General features: G+C 65.8%; 24 protein-coding genes, 3 pseudogenes and 1 riboswitch. Of the genes and pseudogenes, 10 read left to right on the top strand and 17 right to left on the bottom strand.

Features of this window, described 5'->3' with window-relative positions; genetic code table 11:
- The 6 genes and pseudogenes from WAO18_RS00135 to WAO18_RS00110 all read right to left on the bottom strand — a co-directional run.
- A pseudogene (locus WAO18_RS00135) lies at nt 1–82 on the bottom strand (QacE family quaternary ammonium compound efflux SMR transporter); the annotation flags it as partial.
- An 11-nt stretch (nt 83–93) separates the two neighbouring features.
- A riboswitch (guanidine-III (ykkC-III) riboswitch) is annotated at nt 94–156 on the bottom strand.
- Nucleotides 157–171: 15 nt separating this feature from the next.
- Nucleotides 172–1,314: an N-acetylglucosamine-6-phosphate deacetylase gene (gene nagA, locus WAO18_RS00130; RefSeq protein ID WP_422202858.1), complete on the bottom strand. Its 1,143-nt coding sequence runs from the start codon at nt 1,312–1,314 to the stop codon at nt 172–174.
- On the bottom strand, nt 1,305–2,723 hold the full coding sequence (locus tag WAO18_RS00125) for a sugar porter family MFS transporter (protein WP_422202857.1): 1,419 nt from the start codon (nt 2,721–2,723) through the stop codon (nt 1,305–1,307). Before WAO18_RS00125 ends, nagA begins: the two co-directional genes overlap by 10 nt.
- A 40-nt stretch (nt 2,724–2,763) precedes the next feature.
- Nucleotides 2,764–4,005, bottom strand: a complete 1,242-nt coding sequence (locus tag WAO18_RS00120; RefSeq protein WP_422202855.1) for a D-alanyl-D-alanine carboxypeptidase family protein — start codon at nt 4,003–4,005, stop codon at nt 2,764–2,766.
- Between the two features lie 58 nt (nt 4,006–4,063).
- Nucleotides 4,064–5,065, bottom strand: a complete 1,002-nt coding sequence (locus tag WAO18_RS00115; RefSeq protein ID WP_422202853.1) for an SMP-30/gluconolactonase/LRE family protein — start codon at nt 5,063–5,065, stop codon at nt 4,064–4,066.
- Complete coding sequence (locus tag WAO18_RS00110) at nt 5,062–6,414, bottom strand: aspartate aminotransferase family protein (RefSeq protein WP_422202862.1); 1,353 nt, start codon at nt 6,412–6,414, stop codon at nt 5,062–5,064. Before WAO18_RS00110 ends, WAO18_RS00115 begins: the two co-directional genes overlap by 4 nt.
- 59 nt (nt 6,415–6,473) lie before the next feature.
- On the opposite strand from WAO18_RS00110, the gene WAO18_RS00105 reads away from it, so the two are divergent.
- Entirely contained in the window at nt 6,474–7,412 is a 939-nt protein-coding gene (locus tag WAO18_RS00105) for a sigma-70 family RNA polymerase sigma factor (RefSeq protein ID WP_422202852.1), read from the top strand.
- Here the strand turns inward: WAO18_RS00105 and WAO18_RS00100 are convergent.
- Nucleotides 7,354–7,962, bottom strand: a pseudogene (locus WAO18_RS00100) (carboxymuconolactone decarboxylase family protein); the annotation flags it as partial. The gene WAO18_RS00105 and the pseudogene WAO18_RS00100 overlap by 59 nt on opposite strands.
- A 204-nt stretch (nt 7,963–8,166) precedes the next feature.
- Here WAO18_RS00100 and WAO18_RS00095 point away from each other — a divergent pair.
- The gene (locus WAO18_RS00095) at nt 8,167–8,886 is read left to right on the top strand and encodes a helix-turn-helix domain-containing protein (RefSeq protein WP_422202851.1); all 720 of its coding nucleotides are present in this window, start codon (nt 8,167–8,169) and stop codon (nt 8,884–8,886) included.
- Nucleotides 8,887–9,012: 126 nt separating this feature from the next.
- Nucleotides 9,013–9,336, top strand: coding sequence for a hypothetical protein (locus WAO18_RS00090; protein ID WP_422202849.1), 324 nt, complete (start codon nt 9,013–9,015; stop codon nt 9,334–9,336).
- Here WAO18_RS00090 and WAO18_RS00085 read toward each other — a convergent pair.
- The 8 genes from WAO18_RS00085 to sdhC all read right to left on the bottom strand — a co-directional run bounded on the left by WAO18_RS00085 (nt 9,317) and on the right by sdhC (nt 15,651).
- Nucleotides 9,317–10,318 carry a diacylglycerol/lipid kinase family protein gene (locus tag WAO18_RS00085; RefSeq protein WP_422202848.1) on the bottom strand — a complete coding sequence of 334 codons (1,002 nt, stop codon included), beginning with the start codon at nt 10,316–10,318 and terminating at the stop codon, nt 9,317–9,319. The genes WAO18_RS00090 and WAO18_RS00085 overlap by 20 nt on opposite strands.
- Nucleotides 10,319–10,345: 27 nt before the next feature.
- Nucleotides 10,346–11,083: a prolipoprotein diacylglyceryl transferase gene (locus WAO18_RS00080; protein ID WP_422202846.1), complete on the bottom strand. Its 738-nt coding sequence runs from the start codon at nt 11,081–11,083 to the stop codon at nt 10,346–10,348.
- Nucleotides 11,084–11,087: 4 nt separating this feature from the next.
- Nucleotides 11,088–11,516 (bottom strand): signal peptidase II, encoded by a 429-nt coding sequence (locus WAO18_RS00075; protein WP_422202844.1) that lies wholly within the window; start codon nt 11,514–11,516, stop codon nt 11,088–11,090.
- The gene (locus WAO18_RS00070; RefSeq protein ID WP_422202842.1) at nt 11,513–12,154 is read right to left on the bottom strand and encodes a GNAT family N-acetyltransferase; all 642 of its coding nucleotides are present in this window, start codon (nt 12,152–12,154) and stop codon (nt 11,513–11,515) included. Before WAO18_RS00070 ends, WAO18_RS00075 begins: the two co-directional genes overlap by 4 nt.
- A 95-nt stretch (nt 12,155–12,249) precedes the next feature.
- Nucleotides 12,250–13,056 (bottom strand): succinate dehydrogenase iron-sulfur subunit, encoded by an 807-nt coding sequence (locus WAO18_RS00065; protein WP_422202840.1) that lies wholly within the window; start codon nt 13,054–13,056, stop codon nt 12,250–12,252.
- The gene (gene sdhA, locus WAO18_RS00060) at nt 13,056–14,828 is read right to left on the bottom strand and encodes a succinate dehydrogenase flavoprotein subunit (protein ID WP_422202838.1); all 1,773 of its coding nucleotides are present in this window, start codon (nt 14,826–14,828) and stop codon (nt 13,056–13,058) included. The genes WAO18_RS00065 and sdhA overlap by 1 nt, the downstream gene beginning before the upstream one ends.
- 20 nt (nt 14,829–14,848) lie before the next feature.
- Nucleotides 14,849–15,316 (bottom strand): succinate dehydrogenase hydrophobic membrane anchor subunit, encoded by a 468-nt coding sequence (locus WAO18_RS00055; RefSeq protein WP_422202836.1) that lies wholly within the window; start codon nt 15,314–15,316, stop codon nt 14,849–14,851.
- Nucleotides 15,313–15,651 carry a succinate dehydrogenase, cytochrome b556 subunit gene (gene sdhC / locus WAO18_RS00050; RefSeq protein ID WP_422202860.1) on the bottom strand — a complete coding sequence of 113 codons (339 nt, stop codon included), beginning with the start codon at nt 15,649–15,651 and terminating at the stop codon, nt 15,313–15,315. The genes WAO18_RS00055 and sdhC overlap by 4 nt, the downstream gene beginning before the upstream one ends.
- 320 nt (nt 15,652–15,971) lie before the next feature.
- Here sdhC and WAO18_RS00045 point away from each other — a divergent pair, with 320 nt between their 5' ends.
- Genes WAO18_RS00045 through WAO18_RS00035 form a run of 3 tightly spaced genes read left to right on the top strand, consistent with a single transcriptional unit; the run spans nt 15,972 to nt 18,762 of the window.
- Nucleotides 15,972–16,385 carry a cytidine deaminase gene (locus tag WAO18_RS00045; protein WP_422202835.1) on the top strand — a complete coding sequence of 138 codons (414 nt, stop codon included), beginning with the start codon at nt 15,972–15,974 and terminating at the stop codon, nt 16,383–16,385.
- Nucleotides 16,382–17,674: a thymidine phosphorylase gene (locus WAO18_RS00040; RefSeq protein ID WP_422202833.1), complete on the top strand. Its 1,293-nt coding sequence runs from the start codon at nt 16,382–16,384 to the stop codon at nt 17,672–17,674. Before WAO18_RS00045 ends, WAO18_RS00040 begins: the two co-directional genes overlap by 4 nt.
- Nucleotides 17,674–18,762 carry an adenosine deaminase gene (locus tag WAO18_RS00035; RefSeq protein WP_422202831.1) on the top strand — a complete coding sequence of 363 codons (1,089 nt, stop codon included), beginning with the start codon at nt 17,674–17,676 and terminating at the stop codon, nt 18,760–18,762. The genes WAO18_RS00040 and WAO18_RS00035 overlap by 1 nt, the downstream gene beginning before the upstream one ends.
- Before the next feature lie 7 nt (nt 18,763–18,769).
- Here WAO18_RS00035 and WAO18_RS00030 read toward each other — a convergent pair whose 3' ends face one another.
- Nucleotides 18,770–19,591: a mycofactocin-coupled SDR family oxidoreductase gene (locus WAO18_RS00030; protein ID WP_422202829.1), complete on the bottom strand. Its 822-nt coding sequence runs from the start codon at nt 19,589–19,591 to the stop codon at nt 18,770–18,772.
- Between the two features lie 96 nt (nt 19,592–19,687).
- Between WAO18_RS00030 and WAO18_RS00025 the strand changes: the two genes are divergently transcribed.
- Genes WAO18_RS00025 through WAO18_RS00010 form a run of 4 tightly spaced genes read left to right on the top strand, consistent with a single transcriptional unit; the run spans nt 19,688 to nt 23,421 of the window.
- Nucleotides 19,688–20,131, top strand: a complete 444-nt coding sequence (locus WAO18_RS00025; protein WP_422202827.1) for a nuclear transport factor 2 family protein — start codon at nt 19,688–19,690, stop codon at nt 20,129–20,131.
- 4 nt (nt 20,132–20,135) lie between these two features.
- Nucleotides 20,136–21,338, top strand: a complete 1,203-nt coding sequence (locus WAO18_RS00020; protein ID WP_422202826.1) for a sulfotransferase family protein — start codon at nt 20,136–20,138, stop codon at nt 21,336–21,338.
- A gap of 9 nt (nt 21,339–21,347) precedes the next feature.
- On the top strand, nt 21,348–22,592 hold the full coding sequence (locus WAO18_RS00015) for a hypothetical protein (RefSeq protein WP_422202824.1): 1,245 nt from the start codon (nt 21,348–21,350) through the stop codon (nt 22,590–22,592).
- 1 nt (nt 22,593) lies between these two features.
- Nucleotides 22,594–23,421, top strand: coding sequence for an oxidoreductase (locus WAO18_RS00010; RefSeq protein ID WP_422202822.1), 828 nt, complete (start codon nt 22,594–22,596; stop codon nt 23,419–23,421).
- A gap of 68 nt (nt 23,422–23,489) precedes the next feature.
- On the opposite strand, the pseudogene WAO18_RS00005 reads toward WAO18_RS00010, so the two are convergent.
- Nucleotides 23,490–24,305: pseudogene (locus WAO18_RS00005) on the bottom strand (primosomal protein); the annotation flags it as partial.

Below are 24,305 nucleotides of genomic sequence, written 5' to 3'. Positions count from 1 at the left end.
GGGAAAATCCGTCCGATCTGTCCATCGCGGTCGCCCACACCGCTTCGAGAACTCCGGACGCCACCAACACCAGCCAGGCCATTGCGCACCTCTTCCGCGCCGTCTCGTCGCTGGCCGGGTACGGTGCGCCTCTCCGGTGTCAGTTGCTGACCCACCCGACGGTAGCAAATGTTATCGGGCGGTCACCCAACTGCCATTGGCCATCACATCTTTGATCTGGTAATCCGATTCCAGCACAACGAGATTGGCGGCAGCGCCGACGCGCAGGCCGCCGACGCCATCGAGACCGAGCGCGCGGGCCGGGGTTGTCGACGTCATCCGCACCGCTGCGACCAGGCCGGCGTCCCGGTCGGCGCCGAGGCCGGTCACCGTACCGAAGAGCTGATCCATGGTCGCGGTGCTGCCCGCGATGGTCGAGGTGCCCCGCACCCGTGCCACCCGGTCGACAACCTCGACCGATACTGTGCCGAGCTGAAATTCGCCATCGCCGACTCCGGACGCCGCCGTGGCGTCGGTGACTAACGCGACCCGGTCGGATCCGGTGGCCTCGATCGTCGCGGTCAGCACCGCGGGATGGACGTGGACGCCGTCCGCGATCAGCTCGACGGTTACCCGGGCATCCTCTAACAATGCCAGAGCGGGTCCCGGCTCACGATGGTGAAACGCCCGCATCGCGTTGAACAGGTGGGTGCCGATCGTCGCGCCGAGGTCGATGGCGCGGCGGGTCTGCTCGTAACCGGAATCCGTATGCCCAAGGGCCACAACCACTCCAGCGTCGACCAAACGGGTAATCGCGTCCTGGCTGCCGGGGCGCTCGGGTGCCAGTGTGACCATTCGGATTGCGCCGCCGCCGGCTGCCAGCAGCGTGTCGATCTCAGCCGGCGTCGGGTCGCGGAGCTGGGTGTGGTCGTGTGCACCGCAGTGCACCGCGCTCAGCCACGGCCCCTCCAGGTGAATGCCTGCGACGACGCCCTCGCGGGTCGATTCGGCCAGCACCCGCACGGCCGCAAGGAGATCGGCCGGCGACGCGGTGACCAGGCTGGCCAGCGTGGTGGTGGTGCCGTGCCCGAGGTGAAAGGCCGCCGCGCGCTGAATCTCTGAGGCGTCACCGTTGGTGTATGTCGCGCCGCCGCCACCGTGGACGTGTATGTCGACAAAACCGGGCACGATCACCGCGTCGGGTAGGTCGATGTCGGGTTGACGAGGAGGCGCGCCCGCGCCGCGGCCGACGATCCGGGCGCCCGACGTTTCTACCCAGCCTGGCCTCTCGATACCCTGCTCGAGTACGACCGTACCCGCGCCGATCAGCGGCATGCCGGTACATCCGTTGGCACACTGGAACTTTCGTCCGGAGGAGTTTGGTCAGGCCAGCGGCCGTTGTTCTCCCAGAAGTGGCGGATGTCTTCGAGCTGCCGTCCTTTTGTTTCCGGGGCGAACCGGTAGACCATGATGAACCCCACGCTCGCCAATACTGCGAAGACGGTGAACATCCCCGCGCCGCCGAGGTTGTTCAGCATGGTCAGAAAGACGGACTCGATCAGCGCGTTGGCGGTCAGGTTCGCGGTCAGCATCGCGCTGGCGCCCAGCGAGCGCAGGTGCGCGGGGAAACTCTCGCCGGCGTAGACCCAGACCAGGGCGCCGAAGCCGAAGGTGAATCCCATGGTGAACATCAACAGCCCGGCGTAGCCGAAGCCCGAGACCGCATCGGACTTCGCGGCGAACACGGCGATCAGCACCCCGTCGCCGAGGATCATCGTCGCAATGCCGCACAGCAGGATGGGCCGCCGCCCGACCCGGTCGACGAGCACCAGCGAGGTCAACACCGCGACGAGCGAAGCCAACTGGACCAACGCAGGCAGCACGAGCAAAGAGAAGTTGCCCTGAAAACCCATAGCCTGGAACAACAGCGGGCTGTAGTAGATGATCCCGTTGATGCCGCTCAGCTCGGCGAAGAAGCCGAGTCCGACGACGAATAAGGTGGCCCGAAGGTACGGCAGGCGCAGCATCTCGAGGATCGATCCGCCCCGTTCTTCACGCATGGCCTCGGCGATCTCGGCGAGTTCCTGCTCGACGTCGCGATCGGGTTCGATCCGCAGCAGCGAGCGGCGGGCATCGTCGACGCGGTTCTTGAACAGATACCACCGCGCGGTGTCGGGCGTGGACGCCAGCAGCGGCAGGACCAGCAGCGCCGGTACCGCGGCCAGCCCGAGCATCCACCGCCAGCTCCCAGAATCGGCCAGCGCAAATGCGGAAAGGTAGCCGCCGATGATCCCTAGAATCGTCGCGACCTGATAGGTGACCAGCAACGAACCGCGCAGTCGCGCCGGGGCCGATTCGGCGATGAACACCGGGGTCACGGTCGCCGACAACCCGATCGTCATGCCGAGCAACATCCGCGCCGTCATCAGCCACGGCATCGACACCGCCGCGGCACCCAGTAGCGAGAACACCGCGTAGCCACCCGCGACCAGCATCATCGAGCGCTTACGTCCGATCGCGTTGGCCAGGAAGCCGCCGCTCAGTGCCCCGCAAATCTGGCCGATCACTACGATCGTGGTGAGCAGCTCCTGCTTGCGGACGGTCAGATTGAAATCGTTGGTGATGAACAGCAGCGCGCCCGCGATGTTGGACAAGTCGTAGCCGCAAACGATCCCAAGGCTCGCCGCGGTGATGCCGATCAGCAATCGCCGTCGCGTTCGCAGTGACTCGCCGACGCGGCTCACAAGCTCCCCTCCGGGTAGCCGCCCGGTCCGTGGTCGCCGCCTAGTGCTGCGGCCGTCGGTTCATCGAGCGAGCCACCATAATCAAGCCGAACACGACGACCGTACCGATGACCGCGACACCGACCCTAACCGGCAGAGCGTCCGCGCCGGGTATCAGCGCTGCGGCATTGGTGGCGGGCCCGGCGGCGCTGTCGCCGCTCGCGTTGGGGCCCGGCGCCGTCAGCGACGGGTCCGGTTCGATCAGCGTGCCCACCCGGGTTCCGGGCGCGGTCGCGAAACCGTAATCAAGCAAATGGGCGGCCTGCTGCCACGGTGCGATCGGCTGACGGGTGCCGTGCAGTAACACCGCCATCAGTCGGCGCCCGTCCCGGTTCGCGGCACCGACGAACGTCTGTCCGGCGTCGTCGGTGTAGCCGGTCTTGCCGCCGAGCGCGCCGGGGTAGTGGTAGAGCAGCTGGTTGTCGTTTTCCAGCTCGTAGTTCGGGCTGTCCGCGTGTCCGGGAAAGTCGAACTTCTGCGTGTGCACGATGTTGGCGAAAGTTGAGTTCTCCCAGGCATATCGGTAGAACAACCCGATGTCGTACGCGGATGTGCTCATGCCGGGTCCATCGAGCCCCGACGGCGTTGCGGCGCGGGTGTCGCGGCCGCCGAGTTTGGCGGCCAGCGCGTTGATCTTGTCCAGCGCCGTCGGCATGCCGCCCAGTTGCATCGCCAGCGAGTGTGCGGCGTCGTTGCCGGAATGCATCAGCAGCCCGTGCAGCAACTGGTTGACGGTGTAGGTGCCACCCGGGGCAACGCCGACCCGGGTGCCCTCCGCGGCGGCATCCTCAGGAGTGCCGTCGACGGTCTTGTTGAGGTTGAGCTCACGCAACGACGCCATTGCGACGAGCACTTTGATGACACTGGCCGGGCGGTGCCGACCGTGTGGGTCGCGGGCGGCGATGATGGCGCCGCTGTCCAGGTCGGCCACCACCCAGGCATCCGCTGAGACGTCGTTTGGCACCGGCGGAGTGCCGGCCGCGGTGACCACGCCGCAGCCGCCCAAAGAGTTACCGCCGATCGGGGAGGGCGGCACCGGAAGCGGCAACGGCGGGTCGCCGGCCTGCGGGACTTCCGAGGAGTCCACCGCGGGCGGGGTCGCGACCTTGAACGGGCACAGGTCGTGCACGACGGCGGGCTCGGCGAACGCGGCGGGCATGCCGAGCAGCGCGGGCGTGCTCAGCATGAAACCGGCCGCTGCCAGGCATGACGCGCGGCGGAAGGCGGGTCCTGAGAGAAACATTGCTGTGCAGAGTAGGCGATCAGCGGCCCGATTCCGGGGAGCCGCGCTGTGACTGGTGTTACGGATGTTGCAAATCTAGGTAACAGATCCCGGGCCCGGCGATACGTCCCAGCCACAGCTGTCCCGGTGTCTCCACCACGCCGGTGGCCAGGCCGAAGTCCGGATGCTGGGTCCGAAGTTGGGTCACCACCCGCCCGTCGTCGGGATCGAACGCGACAACCCACACCGTCGACTTGGGATTGGGCAGCCAGTGGTACGGCAGCAGCCGCCACATCAGGCTGCGGATGATCGGGTTGCGCGGGCCCAGCCACTCGTTGAGCGCGTTGCGGTCCGAGACCAGCGCGACCCAGATCCGGCCGTCGAGGCCGGTGGAGATGTTGTCGGGGTAGCCGGGAAGGGCGGTGACCAACGGGGTGATGCTGCCCGCGCGATCTCCGGTCAGCCAGTACTTCGACACCCGGCATCCAGAGCTCTCGGCGAACACCACCGCCGACTCGTCGTGAGTCAGCGTCACGCCGTTGGCGAAGTACAGCCCGCCGGCCAACTCGCTGACCGTCCCATCGGTATCCAGCCGGAACAGCGACCCGCTCGGCCGCCCCTCGATGATCGAGCCCTTGTAGTACTCGTAGTAGAAGCGGCTGGTCGATTCAGTGAAAAATATTGTGCCGTCTGATGATTCGACGACATTCGAGCAGAACGTCAGCGGGCGGCCGTCAATCTCGGCGACCAGTGTCTCGATTTCGCCGGTGCCCGGGTCGTACCGCAGCAGGCCGCGGTGGCTGTCGCAGATCAGCAGGCGGCCGTCGCGGGCGACGGCCAGGCCCAACGGGCGTCCGCCGGTGTCGGCGACCACGTGGACGGAACCGCCGTCGGGGCTGATCCGGACAATGCGGCCATCCTCGACGCCGGTCCAGATGTTGCCGTCGGCATCGGCGACGACGTCTTCCGGGGCGCTGCCTGGCACGGTGACCACGTGCAGGGCCGCGGTGAAGTCGGGTGCCGGTAACGGCTGCGACGGCGGTGGCTGCCACCGGATCGGGTCGATAGGAGGCTTGCTCATAACGCCCCCGTCAGGACTTGGCGCAGGATGGATTCGATGGCGTCGAACTCGGCTGGTCCGCTGATCAGGGGCGGTGCGATGACGATCGCCGGGTCGCCGCGGTCATCGGTGCGGGTGTAGAGGCCGGCCGTGTACAGCGCTGCGGCGATGTGCGGCAACAGTTTTGCGGTCTCCTCGCGGGTGAAGGTTTCCCTGGTCGCCTGGTCCTTGACCAGTTCAATCGAGTAGAAGTAGCCCTCGCCTCGGACATCGCCGACGATCGGCAGGTCGTAGAGCCGCTCCAGGGCGGCCCGCAGTGCCGGCGCCTGCCGTTGCACCGCTGCGTTGAGGCCCTCGCGCTCGAAGATGTCGAGGTTGGCCAGCGCGACGGCTGCCGACACCGGGTGACCGCCGAAGGTGTAGCCGTGCGGAAACATCGTCGTGCCGTCGTTGAATGGCTCGAACAGCCGGTCGCTCGCGATCATTGCGCCGATCGGCGAGTACCCCGACGTCAGGCCCTTGGCGCAGGCGATGATGTCGGGCTGGTAGCCGAAATCGGTGCAGGCGAACATTGAGCCGATTCGGCCCCAGGCACAGATCACCTCGTCGGACACCAACAGCACGTCGTAGTGGTCGCAGATCTCCCGGACCCGCTCGAAGTAACCCGGCGGCGGTGGGATGGAGCCGCCCGCGTTCTGCACCGGCTCGAGGAATACCGCTGCGACGGTGTCGGGTCCTTCGAATTCGATCGCCTCGGCGATCCGGTCGGCGGCCCATTGCCCGAAAGCCTTGACGTCGGACCGCAACAACTCAGGGGCGCGGTAGAAATTGGTGTTCGGTACTCGGAAGCCGCCGGGGGTGAGCGGTTCGAACGGTGTTTTGTACGCCGGCAGGCCAGTGATCGCCAGCGCGCCCTGCGGGGTGCCGTGATAGGCGATGGCACGTGAAATCGCTTTGTACTTACCGGGTTTGCCGGTCAGCTTGAAATACTGCTTGGCCAGCTTCCATGCCGAGTCGACGGCCTCGCCGCCGCCGCTGGTAAAGAACACCCGATTCAGGTCGCCGGGCGCGTACCCCGCGATCCGGTCGGCCAGTTCCATCGCGGGGGGTGTGGCGTATCCCCACAGCGGGAAGTAGGCGAGCGTGCTCGCCTGCCGGGCGGCGGCTTCGGCCAGCTCAGCACGGCCGTGTCCGACCTGTACCACGAAAAGTCCGGAGAGCCCGTCGAGATAGCTTCTGCCGCTGTCGTCGAAAATCGTCACGCCGTCGCCGCGGGTGATGATCGGCGGGGTGATATCCGGCCCGTGCCGGGCAAAGTGCAGCCAGAGGTTGTCGAGCATGGTGTTGGTGAGCCTAGCGCTCGGTTCGATGGCCCGACTCGTCCCTCGGGCCGTTCCGGCGCTCGCCGTCGCCGGGCTACGCTGACCCTATGACCTCTGCCGAGCAGGTCACCGAATTCGAAGTGTTGCGGCCGCATCTCATGTCGGTCGCCTACCGGCTGACCGGCACCGTGGCCGATGCCGAGGACATCGTTCAGGAAGCCTGGCTGCGCTGGAATTCGGCCGGTGCCCGCGGGCCGATCGCCGACCTTCGGGCCTGGCTGACCACCGTGGTGAGCCGGCTCGGGCTGGACCGGTTGCGCTCGGCCGCACACCGGCGGGAAACCTACACCGGCAACTGGCTACCCGAGCCGGTGGTAACCGGGTTCGACGACGCCGACCCACTGTCCGCCGTGGTGGCACGAGAAGATGCCAGGTTCGCGGCGATGGTGGTGCTGGAACGTCTTTCGCCCGATCAGCGAGTCGCGTTCGTGCTGCACGACGGATTCGCGGTGCCGTTCGCCGAAGTGGCACAGGTCCTCGGGACCAACGAGGCGGCCGCCCGACAGTTGGCCTCGCGGGCCCGCAAGGCCGTCGCCGCAGCACCGCCACCGGAACCCGATCCGTCGCACAACGAGGTGGTCGGCAAGCTGATGGCCGCGATGGCCCAAGGCGATCTAGATGCCGTAGTGGCGCTGTTGCATCCCGACGTGATATTCACCGGCGATTCGGATGGCAAGGCGCCCACGGCAGTTCAGGTCGTTCGCGGGCCAGACAAGGTCGTCCGGTTCATGCTTGGACTTGCCCAACGCTACGGCCCGTCGATGTTCACCGCCTACGAGTTGAGTCTTGTCAACGGTGAACTCGGCATCTACACGGCCGGCCTGCCGGCCAGCGACGGGTACCGGGAAATGCTGCCGCGAATCACGGCGATGACGGTGCGCGACGGAAAGGTCTGCGCCCTGTGGGATATCGCCAATCCCGACAAGTTCACCGGCTCTCCGTTGCGGGCACAGCCCACGGAACGCGGCATGCATCACCGGAATTGAAGCCCTGCTCGGTGATGCCCAGCGCAGTGTTCATTCGCGCGCGCATGTTTTCAGTGCCTATCTGATAGGTCAGCTCGATCACACCGCTGTCGCCGAAACGAGTCCGCAGGTCGGCCACCTGCTCATCGGTGACGCTGTGCGGATCGGTGGTCATCGCATCGGCAAAGGCGATCGCAGCTCGCTCATCCTGGGTGAAATGTTGTGACGTGGCGTAGTTATCGACATCCTTGAGGCGCTCGATGTCCAGTCCGTCGAGCCGCTGCAGCATCGATCCGAAGTCGACGCACCACGAGCAGCCGATGGTGCGCGCTGTCCAGAACACCGCCAACTCGCGGACGTTGGCGGGCAGCCGGCGGGAGCCCGATTGCAGCATGGTCTCGTGCACGGCGTTGGCGACCAGCAGCCGCGGGTGATGCGCGATGACGGCAAAGGGCTCGGGGACTTCTCCGAAGCGCCGCTTCGCGTAGCGGTACATCGCGCGGATCAGCCAGTTGGCCCGTTTAGGCGGCAACGGTTCGATGCGGGTTTTCTGTGTCATGTCAGTCAGACGGCACAGCCGCAGAAATTGTGACGCGCGGCGTGAGAATCAGGACTTGTATTCGTATTGCAAGTACGCCACATTTTCGGGTTCGCCGCCGTATAAAATTCACGCGAGCGAAGAAACCGCTCCAGGGGCCGGAAGCGGGGGCTTTCACAGCGAGGCGACATGAATGTCGACATGGCAGCTCACGCTCAACGATCGTCGATAACACCTGTGCCCGACACGTGTCGGGGCCGCGGTGTGCTTGTCGGCGCGTTCGCTGTGCTTGACGCGCTCGCTCACGCGGACGACGGATTGGGCCTGACCGCCTTGGCTCGCGCGAGCGGGTTGGCGAAGACGTCGACGTATCGGCTCGCCGAACAACTGGTGGCGCTCGGAGCGGTGCAGTGTGTCGAGCATCGTTACTACGTCGGGGCGCTGATCGGGCGCATCGGGCAACGGTGGCAACCTGATCCGCTGTTGCGCCGAGCTGCGCAGGGACCAGTGCACAATTTGTCAGTACAGGCCGGCGCGATGGCCTCGCTGCGGATCCTGCATGAAGAGCGCCTCCGTTTGATCTGCGCGACGGCGGCTCGGGGCCAGGCCTACATATCCGACCCGGCGGGCCGCGAATCGATCGCCCGGACCGCCACCGGTCGGATCTTGTACGCAGCGCAGGTCGACGGCGACGTTGGGCTGCCTGACTGCTGGACGCAGCGGGAATGGCGTCGGTTGCGTGCGTCAGTTCGCGAGCTCGGTGCGACGGTCGCCGACCGCCAGGACGCCTTTCCGGGGATCTGCTGCGTGTCCGCGCCGGTGTGGTGGCCAGATGGAACGTGCGCCGGAGCCGTCACCGTCCTGGTGCTATCGCAGGCGCTGCCTGCGCACCTGTCCGACTTGGTGTCGCACACAGCGCGCCGAGTCGGCAACGCCCTGGCGGGGGCAGCGCAGTAAAGCCGGGGTTGAGCGCCGCGGTCCGATAGCCGGACCGACCTCTTGTCACGTGACGGCAGCCGGGTATGCGATGCGAGAAGCCTTTCGCGGGTCGGTGATCTGCGACGAACGTGCTTCGGAGGAATCATGGCCGCTGCCGCAGCCGGCAAACCCGTGCCGGGGGAGTCGCCCGCAGCGCCCGCGATCACTGTCACGCGGGTCGGCGTCGTGCTCGGCGCCGACTTTCTGCCCGACCACGAAGTGACGGTCAGCATCACTCGCCCCGGGGACAGCGTCAGCGACTACGTGACCTACACCTCGGACTGCAACGGTCACCTCTACGCTGACCTGCCCGCAACCGCGGTGACCGGGATGCTGAGGATCGCGGCCACCGACCATCGGCCCGATCCGGACGGCAGATGCGGCCGGATCTGGAGCAACACCTATACGTTCAAAGCCATTGATAATTAAGCGATTCCGGCACTGCGACGCGAATTTGCGGTCCGGCGCGGACGACGAGCCGGTTGATATCGGTGAACCGCTCGCCGTCGATGATCGGCGACAGCGGTTGCCGTTCGGCTTCAATCACCATTTCCCGGCCACTGACATCACGCAGCCGAACTGAGCGGATTGCGCGGCCGGCGACCAATCCCGGAAGGTTGGCAATCATGTGGGCGGGGGGTATCGCGCCGGCCTGAAAGTGCAGAGCACCGGATTCTCGCGCAAGCGGGAAAACCCGAAGAATTCCACCAAGATTCACGTCGAAGGCGCCCGCATGCAGCGCGTTGTGCGTCCGGGTGGGCACCTCATGTCCGTCGATGACCACGCGTGCATGTGTTGGGGTGAACAAGTGGACGGTCGATCGTGGTCCGGTCGATAGTCGGGATGCGGCATAGTCAGCGACTGCCCGGCCGATCACGCGGGCGATGGTCAGGCGGCCGGGAGTGGCTCGCGCGTCGTACTCGTTGAAGAACCGGTTGCCGACACCGCCGGCCGCCAGCGCGAAGCCAATTCGATGAAACTTTGTGCCACAGCCTGTTTCGCCGTCGAGGTCAAGGGTGTCCAGTCGGACTTCCGGCGGTCGTCGGTCGGCCCGCGCGGCTGCGCCGAGGATCTGCAGAATCGTGTCGGCGCGGCCGCGCACCCGAGCCTTGCGGGCGACGAAGTCGATAGAGCCGCCGTTGGTGGGTACCAATGATGGCCACTGTCGCGGATCGCTCTGCTGGGCCAGCAGCTCGTTGATCAGCCAGTGCAGTGCCCCGTCGCCGCCGTCACTGACGAGATGGCTGGCCCGTGGGAGCAGTCGCTCGAGGATGCCGGGCAGGTCGCGGACGGACTCGGACTCGTGCACCTCGCCCCACGGACCGACGAGACGACGCAGGCGCGCGCAGTGCTGACCCGAGGCACCCCGGTTCTTGTCCGCGAACGGATTGACGATGACGCCTAGATACACCCGCTCAGCATCCCAGGCCGCGCGGCATCATCTGGTGACAAGCCAGCCCAGGCCGGAAGCCAGCACGCAGCAGGCGAGGAACGTCGCCAAGGCGATTGGGCGCCCGGCAGCGCTGTCCGTCGGTCGCTCCCGCAACGGGTCGATGGCGAGGCGGGTGACGGCGTATCCGGCGAGCGCGAACGCGAAGATCGTCCCGCGCGGCGTGCCGGCTACCAGCAGCGCCGCCGATCCGGCCAGCAAGATCAGCGCAGCGCCAAGCTCGAGCAGTTGCACCGGATACCGCCGCTCCCAGCGACCCGCGTGGTCCGGCAACCACAGCCCGAGCTGGCCTTCGCTGCGCCGCCCCGAGCAGCAACCGTTGAGCAGGCAGCCGACCCTGGTGAAGATCATCCCGACCAGCATCGTGAACGCCGCACCGTCCCAAAACGCCGCGAACCTCAACCCGAAGGGCCCGAGGATCACCGGTGAAAGAACCAGTGCCAGAACGAGCCCGCCGTACAGCGTCATACCGCCATCGGAGTGTCGCCAGATGCGTCGCACATCATGTCGGTAGGTCGACCAGTGGTCCAGCACGAACCAGATACGCGAACCGACAATCGCCGGCACGAACATGATCAACGTCGCGATGCTCGCCGGTTCGCGATGCATACCCAACCTTGGTGCAATCGCGTACATCACGTAGAAGCCGCACACCAGCCCCACGTACAGCATCGCCGGGTAGCTCCAGATGGCCACTCCGCGAACGTGAAACAGAACCCTTCTCATTCGACTACCACCCGCGCACGATGGGAATGAGAGATACTCCGGCAACAGCCGCTCCCGCAACAATCGCGACATCGGCGAGGTTGAAGACCGGCCACCGGCCAATAGCAACGAAATCCACCACGGCACCGCGGATTATCCGGTCGCCCAGATTGCCGAGCGCGCCGGCCAGCGCGGCCGCGATGCCGGCCATCACCAGGGTGTTCTGTCGTAACGCCGGTGCACACAGCAACGCGGCGACCATGCAGCCGATCGCCGCGACCCACAGCACGATCAGTGCCCTCAGTGAGGCGCGCGGACCCAGCAGCGGACGCTGCGTGAGAACCACTCGCACGAATCGGTAGTCATGACGGCCAACAGCAAGCTGACGAACGGCGATCTCCTTTGTCGCACGGTCGGCAGCGACGATCAGTCCCGCCAACAACAGGATGTTCACGTCTTCAACTCTTGTACGCCAACATTTTTCGCGTACAGAACATAGCCCCACGAACGGTCCTTGATGGCCCGTAAGCCGTAGCGCTCCAAAGCCCGCCGGGCAGGGCCGTGACGTGATCCGGTGTGCGCGACGATTACCGGGAACCCGAGTTGCTGCGCGAGCCGCTCGGCGTGATAGCCGAGCGTGGATGCGACATCGCGCCGGCGGGCAAAGCGGGCGATCGCGATCGTTCCGACGTAGTAGGCTCGGCGCGGCGGTCGCGGGGTGGCGGCGATCAGGTGCGGCAACGCGGCCAGCAACAGCGGCCTGCGGCGCGCGCTGACGAACCGAAAGCCCTTGCGCAGCAGAGCCAGATGAAGCCGATAGCGGTTGCTCGCCGGAAATCCGATCAGGACCCCGGCGAGTCGTCCGTCCAGCTCGGCGACCAGGGCATGCTCGAAACTGGCCGAGTGACCCGGCATTCGCCACAACTGCTCGATGGCTGCACGCGCGCGCGACTCCGAGCCGGCGACCGCGGTGTATGCCTGGGGCGCGGCGCCGAACACCAGGTCGGCAACGTGATCATCGGGTTGCGCCGCGCGAACCACCACCCGGGGCGCGGGCAGCACCGGACGAGGGCTTGGCTGCGTGACTACCATGCCGTACATCCCGAGGTCCGATTACGGTGCTGTTCCATTCGGCATCCGTACCGCTGGGTTGGCAACCATGTGGTCCGCTGAGTGGACCACGGTCCTCACCGGGTGAACATCAACGCGCGCTTGACCTCTTGGATCGCCTTGGTCACCTCGATGCCCCGCGGGCAGGCGTCGGTGCAGTTGAACGTGGTGCGACAGCGCCACACACCGTCGACCTCGTTGAGAATGTCGAGCCGCTCGGCGGCGGCCTCGTCACGGCTGTCGAAGATGAAGCGATGCGCGTTGACGATGGCCGCCGGGCCGAAGTAACTGCCCTCGTTCCAGAACACCGGGCAGCTGGTGGTGCACGCGGCGCACAGGATGCACTTGGTGGTGTCGTCGTAGCGTGCGCGGTCGGTCTGGCTTTGGATCCGTTCCCGCGTCGGAGGATTGCCGCTGGTGATCAGGTACGGCTTGACCGCCCGATAGGCGTCGAAGAACGGCTCCATGTCCACGATCAAGTCCTTCTCCACCGGCAGCCCGCGGATCGGCTCGATCGTGATGGTCAAATTCTTGCGAGGCTTGCCGGGCAGCAGATCGCGCATCAGCACCTTGCAGGCCAGCCGGTTGACCCCGTTGATCCGCATCGCGTCCGAGCCGCACACACCGTGCGCGCAGGACCGCCGGAAAGTCAGTGTGCCGTCCAGATAGCTCTTGATGTAGATCAGCAGATTCAGCAGCCGGTCGGTGGGCAGGCACGGCACCCGGAAGCTCTGCCAGCCGCCGGAATCTGCGTACTGGTCCGGGTTTTCCGGATTGAACCGGGCGATCCGCAGCGTCACCATCACCGAGCCCTCGGCTATCGGGGGCAACGGCGGGTCGCCGGCGGGGGCGTCCTGACTCACTTCATTTTTGGGCCCCGTCATCAGTACTTCCGCTCCTTGGGTTCGTAACGGGTCTGCACCACGGGCTTGAAATCCAGCCGAATGTCGCTGAGCAGATCGGTGCTCTGCTTATCGGCCCCAATTTCCTTATAGGCCATGGTGTGCCGCATGTAGTTGACGTCGTCGCGGTTGGGATAGTCCTCCCGGGCGTGCCCGCCGCGAGATTCCTTGCGGTTCAACGCGCCGACGACGGTGACCTCGGCCAGCTCCAACAGGAAACCCAGCTCGATCGCCTCCAGCAAATCGCTGTTGAACCGCTTTCCCTTGTCGTGCACCGAGATTCGGGAATACCTTTCCTTCAGCGCGTGGATGTCGGTCAGCGCCTGCTTGAGCGTCTCCTCGGTGCGGAACACCGCGGCGTTGTTGTCCATCGTCTGCTGCAGCGCGCCGCGAATGTCGGCCACCCGCTCGTTGCCTTGCTCGGACAAGATGTCGCCGACCCAGCCGACCACCATCGCCGCCGGGTTCGGCGGCATGTCGGCGAACTCGTGGCCTTTGGCGTAGTTGGCTGCTGCGATGCCGGCCCGGCGACCAAAGACGTTGATGTCCAACAACGAATTGGTGCCCAGCCGGTTGGCGCCGTGCACCGACACACATGCGCATTCGCCGGCCGCGTACAGACCCGCAACGGTGTTGGTGTTGTCGCGCAGCACCTGGCCGGTGATGGTGGTCGGAATGCCGCCCATCACGTAGTGACATGTCGGGTAGACCGGAACCAGTTCTTTGACCGGGTCCACACCCAGATAGGTGCGGGCGAACTCGGTGATGTCGGGCAGCTTGGCGGCCAGCACATCGGCACCGAGATGACGTACGTCGATGTAGACGTAGTCCTTGTGCGGGCCGGCGCCGCGACCCTCCAGCACTTCGCGGACCATCGAGCGGGCGACGATGTCGCGGGGCGCGAGGTCGACGATCGTCGGCGCATAACGCTCCATGAAGCGCTCGCCTTCGCCGTTGAGCAGCCGACCGCCCTCGCCACGCACGGCTTCCGAGATCAAGATGCCCAGGCCGGCCAGGCCGGTCGGATGGAATTGGTGAAATTCCATGTCCTCCAACGGGAGTCCCTTGCGGAACACGATGCCGATACCGTCGCCGGTCAACGTGTGCGCGTTGGATGTGGTCTTGTACATCCGGCCTGAGCCGCCGGTGGCGATCACGACGGCTTTGGCATGGAAGATATGGATGTGGCCGGTGGCCAGTTCGTAAGCGATCACCCCGGTGGCGACGGGGCCGTTGGGGGTCTCGGTGAGCGCGAGGTCCAGGGCGTAGAACTCGTTGAAGAACTCGACGTCGTGCTTGACGCAGTTCTGGTACAGCGTCTGCAAGATCATGTGGCCGGTGCGGTCGGCGGCGTAGCAGGACCGGCGCACCGGGGCCTTGCCGTGGTCACGGGTGTGCCCGCCGAAGCGGCGCTGGTCGATGCGGCCCTCCGGGGTCCGGTTGAACGGCATCCCCATCTTTTCCAGGTCGAGCACCGCGTCGATGGCTTCCTTGCACATCACCTCCACCGCGTCCTGGTCGGCGAGGTAGTCGCCCCCCTTGACCGTGTCGAAGGTGTGCCATTCCCAGTTGTCGTCCTCGACATTGGCCAGCGCCGCGCACATGCCGCCCTGGGCGGCGCCGGTGTGGCTGCGGGTCGGGTACAGCTTCGTCAGAACCGCTGTGCGAACCCGGGGTCCGGCCTCCACGGCCGCCCGCATCCCGGCCCCGCCTGCGCCGACGATCACCACGTCGTAACGGTGTTCGCTGATCAAATCGGGTGAGCCTCCTTGAATCAAGAAATGTTCGCGTCGAACGTCAGCAGCACATAGGTCCCCAGCACCAACGTGAAGGCCATCGACAATGCCAGCAAGCTATTCAGCCAGAAGCGGGTGGAATCCTTGCGGCTGTAGTCGTCGATGATCGTGCGAAGGCCGTTGCCGCCGTGCAGTTGTGCCAGCCAGAGCAGCAACAGATCCCAGGTCTGCCAGAACGGCGAGTGCCAGCGCTGCGCAACGTAGTTGAAGTCGATGCGATAGACGCCGTCCTGCCACATCAGCATCACGAACAAGTGCCCGAGCGCCAGGAACACCAGCACGATGCCGGAGAACCGCATGAACAACCAGGCGTACTTCTCGAAGTTCGGCATGCCGGACCGTCGCCGGGGGGAGCGCGGGTTGTCCAGGCTTGCCGGGCGGTCGTGGCTGCGTTGCCGGACCGGGGCGAGTTGTCCGCGACCGAGTTGCAGGTCGCCGGAGCTCATCGGAAGTGTCCGATCAGGTGAATTGCCACGACGACTCCCGCCGGAACCATCACCAGCAGCCAGACGATGCCGATCGACCACAACATCAGCCGCTGGTATCGCGGGCCCTGGGCCCAGAAGTCGATCAGGATGACACGGATGCCGTTGAGCGCGTGGTAAAGCACTGCGGCCACCAGCCCCAGTTCCATCAAGCCCACGATCGGTGTCTTGTACGTCGAGATGACTTCGTCGTAAGCCTGCGGGCTGATCCGGACCAGCGCGGTGTCCAACACGTGGATGAACAAGAAGAAGAAGACGGTCGCCCCGGTGATGCGATGCAGCACCCACGACCACATGCCAGGATCGCCGCGGTAGAGGGTGCGGCGCAGCCGCCGTAAGCGCGATGATCCCTCCGGCGTAGCCGGATTCGCGGATGTCGTCGTTGTCATCTGCGCCTCCAATTCCTGTGGCGACCCGCTGCGCACTTCGGTCACTGCAGTGGGCAACTCAATTTAGCCCCATTCCTGGGGCCGTTTAGGTCCATTCTTGCGGCCGAATCAACTGCTTCGGGTTCCGGCGACGCTTTTATGCGCGCAGAATCTAGGCTGGCCTTGTGAATTAGCCGACAGTGAGTGGGGTAGGCGAATGCAGTGCGATCATGTGTGGTACGGGGACCGTGGCTGACTCAATTGACTGGAAAGTTCTGCGGGACAAGGCAATCCAAGCAGCCCGTGGGGCTTATGCGCCGTATTCGAAGTTCCCGGTGGGCGCCGCCGCGTTGGTCGACGATGGTCGGATAATCACCGGCTGCAATGTGGAGAATGTCTCATATGGCCTGGGTCTCTGCGCCGAATGCGCGGTGGTGTGCGCCCTGCATTCGACCGGCGGCGGCGGTCTGGTGGCACTGGTCTGCGTCGACGGCGCCGGCACGCTACTGATGCCATGCGGCCGGTGCCGTCAGGTGCTGTTGGAGCACGGCGGACCGGAATTACTCATCGACCACCGGGACGCGCCGCGGCGCCTGGCTGACCTGCTGCCCGACGCGTTCGGTCCCGAGGATCTCGCTGCTTACCACCGGGGCCGCGGGTGAACCCCGTCGATGCGCCGACGGTGATCAAAACCAAACGCGACGGGGGCCGGCTGTCGGACGCCGCGATCGACTGGGTCATCGACGCCTACACGCACGGGCGCATCGCCGACGAGCAGATGTCGGCGCTGCTGATGGCGGTGTTCCTGCGCGGCATGGACTATGGCGAGACCGCACGCTGGACGGCCGCCATGGTGGCCTCGGGTGAGCGGATGGACTTCACCGACCTGCGACGCGATGGCAGTCCACTGCGGACCGTCGACAAGCATTCCACCGGAGGGGTGGGCGACAAGATCACGCTGCCGCTGGTGTCGGTGATCGCCGCGTGCGGAGGCGCGGTGCCGCAGGCCTCGGGCCGCGGGCTAGGGCACACCGGCGGCACCCTGGACAAGCTGGAGTCGATCGCCGGTTTCACCGCGGTGCTAACCAATGCGCAAGTAAGGCAACAGCTTTGCGATGTCGGGGCGGCGATCTTCGCGGCCGGTCAGCTGGCGCCGGCCGACGCGAAACTCTATGCGCTGCGCGATATCACAGCCACCGTCGAATCCCTGCCGTTGATCGCGAGTTCGGTGATGAGCAAGAAGATCGCCGAGGGAGCGGGCGCGTTGGTGCTCGACGTCAAGGTCGGCTCCGGTGCGTTTATGCGGTCGGAATCGCGCAGTCGTGAGCTGGCCGAGACGCTGATCGCGCTGGGCGCAGAACATGGTGTGCCGACGCGTGCGGTGCTGACCGACATGAATCGTCCCCTGGGCGCGGCGGTCGGCAACGCGCTTGAGGTCGCCGAATCGCTGGAGGTGTTGGCCGGCGGCGGGCCGCCCGATGTGGTGGAGCTGACCGTGGAACTGGCGCGCGAGATGCTGGAGATCGCCGGGATCGACCGGCGGGATCCGGAGCAGACCTTGCGGGACGGGACCGCGATGGACCGATTCCGTGCGCTGATCGCCGCTCAGGGCGGGGACTTGGCCGTTCCGTTGCCGGTTGGTAAGTACTCCGAAACCGTCAACGCCTCCGAAAGCGGCACAATGGGCGATATCGACGCAATGGCAGTGGGGCTGGCGGTGTGGCGGCTCGGAGCGGGTAGGTCCCGTCCGGGCGAAAAGGTCCAGCCCGGCGCCGGAATCCAGATCCACCGGCGCCCCGGCAGCGCGGTGGCGACCGGTGAGCCGCTGTTCACGCTCTACACCGATACCCCGGAACGTTTTCCGCATGCGATGGCCGAGTTGGACGCCGGCTTCAAAGTCGCCGACATGCCACCGGTCCGGCGGCCACTGATCATCGATCGGATCAGCTGATGACGACGCCACCAAGCCCGGAGACCATCACGCGAGCGCCGAAGGCGTTGCTGCACGATCATCTCGATGGCGGTCTGCGCCCGGCGACCGTGATCGACATCGCCGGCCAGATCGGCTATGACGGATTGCCCGCCACCGACGTCGACGAGCTGGCACTGTGGTTTCGCACTGCGTCACACAGTGGCTCGTTGGAGCGTTACCTCGAACCGTTTTCGCACACCGTCGCGGTGATGCAGACTCCGGAGGCCCTGCACCGGGTGGCCTTGGAATGCGTGGAAGACCTGGCCGCCGATTCGGTGGTTTACGCCGAGGTGCGGTTCGCCCCCGAATTGCACATCAATCGCGGGTTGTCGTTCGACGCCGTCGTCGATGCGGTGCTCGCCGGTTTCGTCGACGGTGAGAGGGCGGCCGCTGCGGCGGGGCGTCCGATCGTGGTGCGGTGCCTGGTCACCGCGATGCGGCACGCCGCGGTGTCGCGTGAGATCGCCGAGCTGGCGATCCGGTTCCGCGACAAAGGAGTAGTCGGGTTCGACATCGCCGGCGCGGAGGCCGGCTACCCCCCGACCCGTCACCTGGACGCCTTCGAGTACATGCGAAACAACAACGCCCGCTTCACTATTCATGCCGGTGAGGCATTCGGTCTGCCGTCGATCCAGGAAGCCATCGCGTTCTGCGGCGCCGATCGGCTGGGTCACGGCGTGCGCATCGTCGACGACATCGACGTCGCCGGGGATGGCGAAGTACGTCTCGGCCGACTCGCATCGATCCTGCGGGACAAACGGATTCCCCTCGAGATGTGTCCAAGCTCCAACGTGCAGACCGGCGCTGTCGCCGGCATCGCCGAGCACCCGTTTGATCTGCTGGCCCGCGCCCGATTCCGGGTCACGGTCAACACCGACAACCGGTTGATGAGCGACACCACGATGACTCGTGAGATGGCCCTTCTCGTCGATGCTTTCGGCTACGGGTGGAGTGACCTCCTGCGATTCACGGTCAACGCGATGAAGTCCGCGTTCATACCGTTCGATGAACGGCTGGCGATCATCGACGAGGTGATCAAGCCGCGCTACGCGGTGCTGGTCGGCTGAGACGCCGCTACATCACGACGTGGCCGGCGTCGACCGGCACGGCTATGCCCGTGACGTAGCGGGCACGCGGGCTGACCAGCCACAGCACCGCTTCGGTTACGTCTTGCGCCTCGACCAGTGGCACGTCGGGCAGCAGAGTCTGTGAGACAGCCGGATTGGGATTCGCGGTCATCCCGTTGATCACGAAGTCGTTGATGATCATCGGTGTCGCAACACCACTGGGGTTGACCGAGTTGACCCGAATCTTGTGTGGCGCATAAGCATTGGCGGCTGATCGCATCATGCCCACTACGCCGTGCTTGGACGCGACGTAGGCGAACATCGCGGCGCTGCCGTCACCGCCGCGACCGATCAAGCCTTGCGACGAGCTGACCAGGACGACCGCCCCGCCGCGTCCCTTGCGGATGATGGACGGCACCGTCGCCAGCATCGTGTGCCACACGCCCTTGAGGTTGGTGTCGACGATCGTGGTGAACACCGGTTCGGCGCGCGTCGCCAAATCGCCGATCGCCACCACTCCGGCGTTGGCGATGACGATGTCGACGTCGCCGAGGTCGTCGATGCCGGCCTGCACCCCGGCCTCCAGCGCTGCGAGGTCGCGGACATCGGCGACGACGGGCACTGCCCTGCGGCCGGTGTCTTGCACCAACCGCACGGTTTCGTCGAGATCGGACTTGGTGCCCAGCGGGTAGGGGATCGCATCGATGTCGGCGCAGATATCGACCGCGATGATGTCGGCGCCCCGCTCGGCTAGAGCGACGGCGTGGCTGCGCCCTTGTCCGCGCGCCGCGCCGGTGATGACGGCGACGGTGTTGTCCAGTTCACCCATGGGGGGAAACGTACCTTCCGATTCGACCCAAAACGACGGAGACCCGGGGCGGTTCTGCCAGGATTTCAGGGTGATTCGAGATGGGCGCCTAGCAATATGAGTGACAGCGAGCGGGAAATCACCAACCTGATCTACCGCTACGCCGAGCTTCTCGACGGCGGCGACTTGGACGCGGTGGCCGGGCTGTTCGCTCACGGGCGTATCTGCGGAGTCGAAAACGGCCCACCGGAGACGGTGTTCGAGGGCGCCGCCGGAGTGCGGCGGATGTATGAGATGGCCACCCGGATCTATGCGGACGGCACCCCGAAGACCAGACACAACACCAGCAATGTGCAGCTCTGGGTCGACGACGCCGAGGGCACCGCGTCCAGCAGGTCGTACTACTGCGTCACGCAGGCCACGCCGGATTTGCCCTTGCAGGTCATCGTGACCGGGCACTACAAGGACACCTTCCGCCGGCTGGACGGGGTCTGGTGGTTCGACAGTCGCATCATGTTCGTCGACCAGCTCGGCGACGTCACCCAGCACCTGAAGTTCTGATCGCGTGGCAGCTCCCGACGACGAGGCGGGTCCATTCGACTTGGCCGCCCTGCTGGCCGCCGCGCAGCGCAAGGAATCACTGACCGACTGGGGACCTGGGTACTTCGAACGTCCGTTGGGTGTGCTGCTGGATGACTACGCGCGGGCAGACCTGAACGTTGTCGGGGTGCACATCCTGCGCTCCGGCATCGTGCACAGCCTGCGCATGCGGCTGCGCGCTCAGGAATGGATTCGCCGGCACCCGGAGATTCTCGAAGAGCCCATCGCCGCGCCCACGATCGTTGTCGGGATGATGCGCAGCGGTACCACGCTGTTGCAGCGACTGCTGGCCGCCGACCCCCGGTTCAACTGTGCCTACGGCTGGGAGGTGGTCGAAGCCGCGCCCCGGCTCGACCACCAGTTCACCGGCATCGACCCCCGTATCGCGGTCAGTGAAGTGCGCGAAGCCAAGTCCCGCGAACTGGCGCCGGACCTGTTTGTCATTCACCCGATGTATGCGCGGGAGGCCGAAGAGGAGATCGTCTTCCTGGCCGACGCCTTCCTGTCGCATGTCCCCGAATCGGGCGCTCATCTTCCGCATTACCGGTCCTGGCTCGACGCGCAGGACTTCACGCCGGCCTACGACTACCTCCACCGGATGCTGCAGTTTTTGCAGTGGCAGAAGCGCAAGCGCGGCCAGGTCGCGACTCGCTGGGTGCTCAAATCACCTGCCCACCTCGGCTATCTGGATGCACTGCGGGCCCGGTTCGGCGATCTGCACATCGTGCACCTGCACCGCGACCCCCGCGCCACGATCGCCTCGGGTGCCAGCCTCAACGCCACCCTGCACGCGATGCACGCCGACAGGGTGGACCGGCAGCGGGTCGGTGCACAGTGGTTGCAACGGATGGGCTGGACCAACGATCGCGCGATGGTGGTACGCGACCAGTGGGACTCCGAAAAAGGAAGTGCGGCTGACCGGTTCACCGACATCGGCTTCGACGATGCGGTCGACGATCCGATCGGACAAGTGGCCCGGGTGTACGACGCCATTAACCTGCCACTGACGGTTGAGGCAGAAAGCGCGATGCGACGCTGGCTGGCCGAACGTCCCCGCGAAGCGGCACGGCCGGCCTACGCCCTGCACGACTACGGGCTGCATCCAGAGCAGGTTGATGAGCGGTTTACGTTGTACAACAAGCGTTTTGAACAGTATGTCGGGAAGTAAGGAGAGCTGATGGCAGGCGACCCGGTTGCGACGGCAGCCCAGCACGAACAAGAACTAGCCGCGCTCGACCTGATCGAGCATCCGGTTGTCAAAGCGGCCTACCGGAGCGTCGCCGACACCTGGTTGGGCCGGGCCAAGGCATCCGAGGCGATGCGCGAGCGATTCGACGACGCGTTCGCCGAGGTGATGTTCTCGGCGGCGGTGTGGTCGTCCAACCAGGACAAGTTGCGGCCCAAGGTCAGTTGCATCACTCGGCTGGCGCACCCGGTGGACGGCCGTCGAATCCCCGGATCACGTTGGGGCATTGACAATCCCGACAGCGTATATCGGGTGATCCCGATATCGGGCGATGAGCGCTACGAGATTCACGGTCGGGTCGGTAAGCATCGCATGACCGAGAACTACTTCACGCTCTGGGACGCGCACATGGGCACCGTCGACGTGCTCAACGGCCGCACCATGCAGGTGGACTCCGACGGCAGCTTCACCATCACCGTTGACGCCGACCCCGCCAACGGACGCCCCAACCACGTGCGCACCACCGATGCGGCGCACGAGTTCTACATCCGCGATGTGCTGCTGGATTGGTGCCGCGACGACCCGAATCACTTTGAGGTACAACGGCTCGGCGGCTCACCGGGAACGCCTGCGCGCACTCTCGATGAGCAGGCCGAGGCTACCGCGGCGATGATGGACTACTTCGCCAACTTCACCGGGAAGCTCAGCCACGGCGTGTACAAGATGCCCGCCAACCACTTCAACCTGGCGTGGTCGGCCGACAAGGTCGGCGCGATGCGTAACCAGGTGTATGTGATGGGCCGCTTCGATCTCGCCGAGGACGAGGCGTTCGTGGTCGACGTCAGCGACGGTGGCGCCGAATACTTCACCGTCCCGCTGAGCAACATCTGGGGCACCACGCTCGATCTCGTCGACCGCACCGGCAGCCTCAACAAGGTGCAGTCGGTCGCCAACGAGGATGGCAGCTACACCTATGTGATCTCGCCCCAGGATCCCGGTGTGGCCAATTGGATCGACTCCGACGGCTTGCGGGAAGGCATCTTGACGTTGCGGATGGCCGAGTTCGGGAAGGCCGGTCCGCGTGAGGATCTCGGTGCCCACGGACGGGTGATCAAGCTGGATCGGCTCGACGACGAGGTGCCGCACCTGCCGGCCGTGAGCGCCGACCAGAGGGCCGGTCAACTGGCTGACCGTCGTAAGGCATATCTGCGGCGCCTACCGGAAGGGACGGCCTGAAATGGCTCGATGGTTGATCACCGGATGCTCCACCGGCTTCGGTCGCGAGATCGCCCACGCGGCGCTTCAGGACGGCCACAGCGTGGTGGTGACCGCGCGAGGCGTCGAGGCGGTGCAGGACTTCGTCGACGAGTTCGGTGACCGCGCGGTGGCAGTCGCGCTCGACGTGACCGACACCGGCCAGATCGCTGCGGCGGTTTCGGCGGCCGAGAAGGCATTCGGCGGAATCGACGTGCTGGTCAACAACGCCGGCCACGGCTACCTGTCCGCGGTCGAGGAGGGCGAAGACGCCGAGGTCCGAAAGCTGTTCGACGTCAACTACTTCGGTTCGGTCGACATGATCAAGGCGGTGTTGCCGGCCATGCGGGCCCGCGGCTCCGGTCACATCGTCAACATCTCGTCGATGACCGGGCTGGTGGCCAACCCGCCGAACGCGTACTACTCGTCGACCAAGTTCGCGCTTGAGGCGGTGACCGAGGCCCTCGCTACCGAGGTCCGGCCGCTGGGCATCAAGGTGACCGCCGTCGAGCCCGGCGCCTTCCGCACCGACTGGGCGACGCGGTCGATGAAGGAGACCGGCCGGCCGATCGCCGATTACAAAGACGTGGCGGCACGCAAGGACCTCATCAAGCAGTTCGCCGACCATCTGCCGGGGGACCCGCGCAAGGTGGCCGAGGCGGTGCTGATGGTGACCAAGCTCGACGATCCGCCGTTGCGTTTACTGCTGGGCCGCGATGTACTCAAAGCGATGCGCGACAAGATCGCAGCCATGTCGGCATCGATCGAAGAGTGGAAAGCCGTCACCAAGGACGTGAACTTCCCCGAGTAGGCCTATTCGCGGCGCTATTCGCGCCTTAGCCGGGACTCTCGCGCGGATGTCGCCGCCGGCTTGCGGCGCTATTCGCGCCTTAGCCGCGACTCCACGAACCGCTCGAGTTCCTCGTAGGCCTCGACAGCTTTGGCGTAGGGGGGCGAGGGCTCGCTCACCGAGTCGGGGTCGAGCACGTAGGCCACCAGCCGGCCCAACGGATGGTCGGTCTCCAGTGCCTCGTCGACGGTGTTTTCCTCGGAGTAGTCCCCGACATCGCGCAGGAACTCGACGGCCAGCTCCAGCTGTTCGTGATCGACCTCGTCCGGCCCGTGTGCGAAATCGTCGGCCAGCCCGGTCAGCACGTAGACGTTGTCGTCGGTGATCTCGATCCGCAACGAGCCGTCGGTTGCCGCCGTGCGGATGTCGTCGTAGGTGCTGAGGTCGGACAGATCGTGGTCGTGTTCGTCGGCGAGGTACCGGGCCAGGGCCCGCTCCGAGCTGAACACACTGATCCGCCCGTTGCGCCCCAAGAAGATTGGGCGATCGTCGAAGTAGCAGCGCAGCGAATAGAACGTGCCCGCGCTGGTCATGATCCGGATCGGGTCGATGCCGACTTTCGTCCAGAAGTCCTCGTCGCCGCCCAGCACCACGCTGTCGCCGGCGGCGCGGGCAGTTTTGGTGTCCGTCGCGTCGTCCTGCGCGGGGGTCTCGGCTTCGTCGACGGCGGACGCCGGCTCGTCGGTGGCTTCGGGCTCTTCTTCGGCCGGTTCGGCGAGTTCCGCGGCGGCGACATCCGAGACCGCGGTGTCCACGTCGGGGATGCTGACGATCTCGTCCACCGCGTGCAGCACGTCATCCCAGCTGCGCCCGACGACATCGGCGATGGCATTCCAACGCTTGAG

Origin of the sequence: Mycobacterium sp. (assembly GCF_049278535.1) — a bacterium.
Lineage (GTDB): Bacteria > Actinomycetota > Actinomycetes > Mycobacteriales > Mycobacteriaceae > Mycobacterium.
The sequence above is the reverse complement of the archived record's forward strand: the minus strand, read 5'-3'. Positions and strand labels throughout refer to the sequence as shown.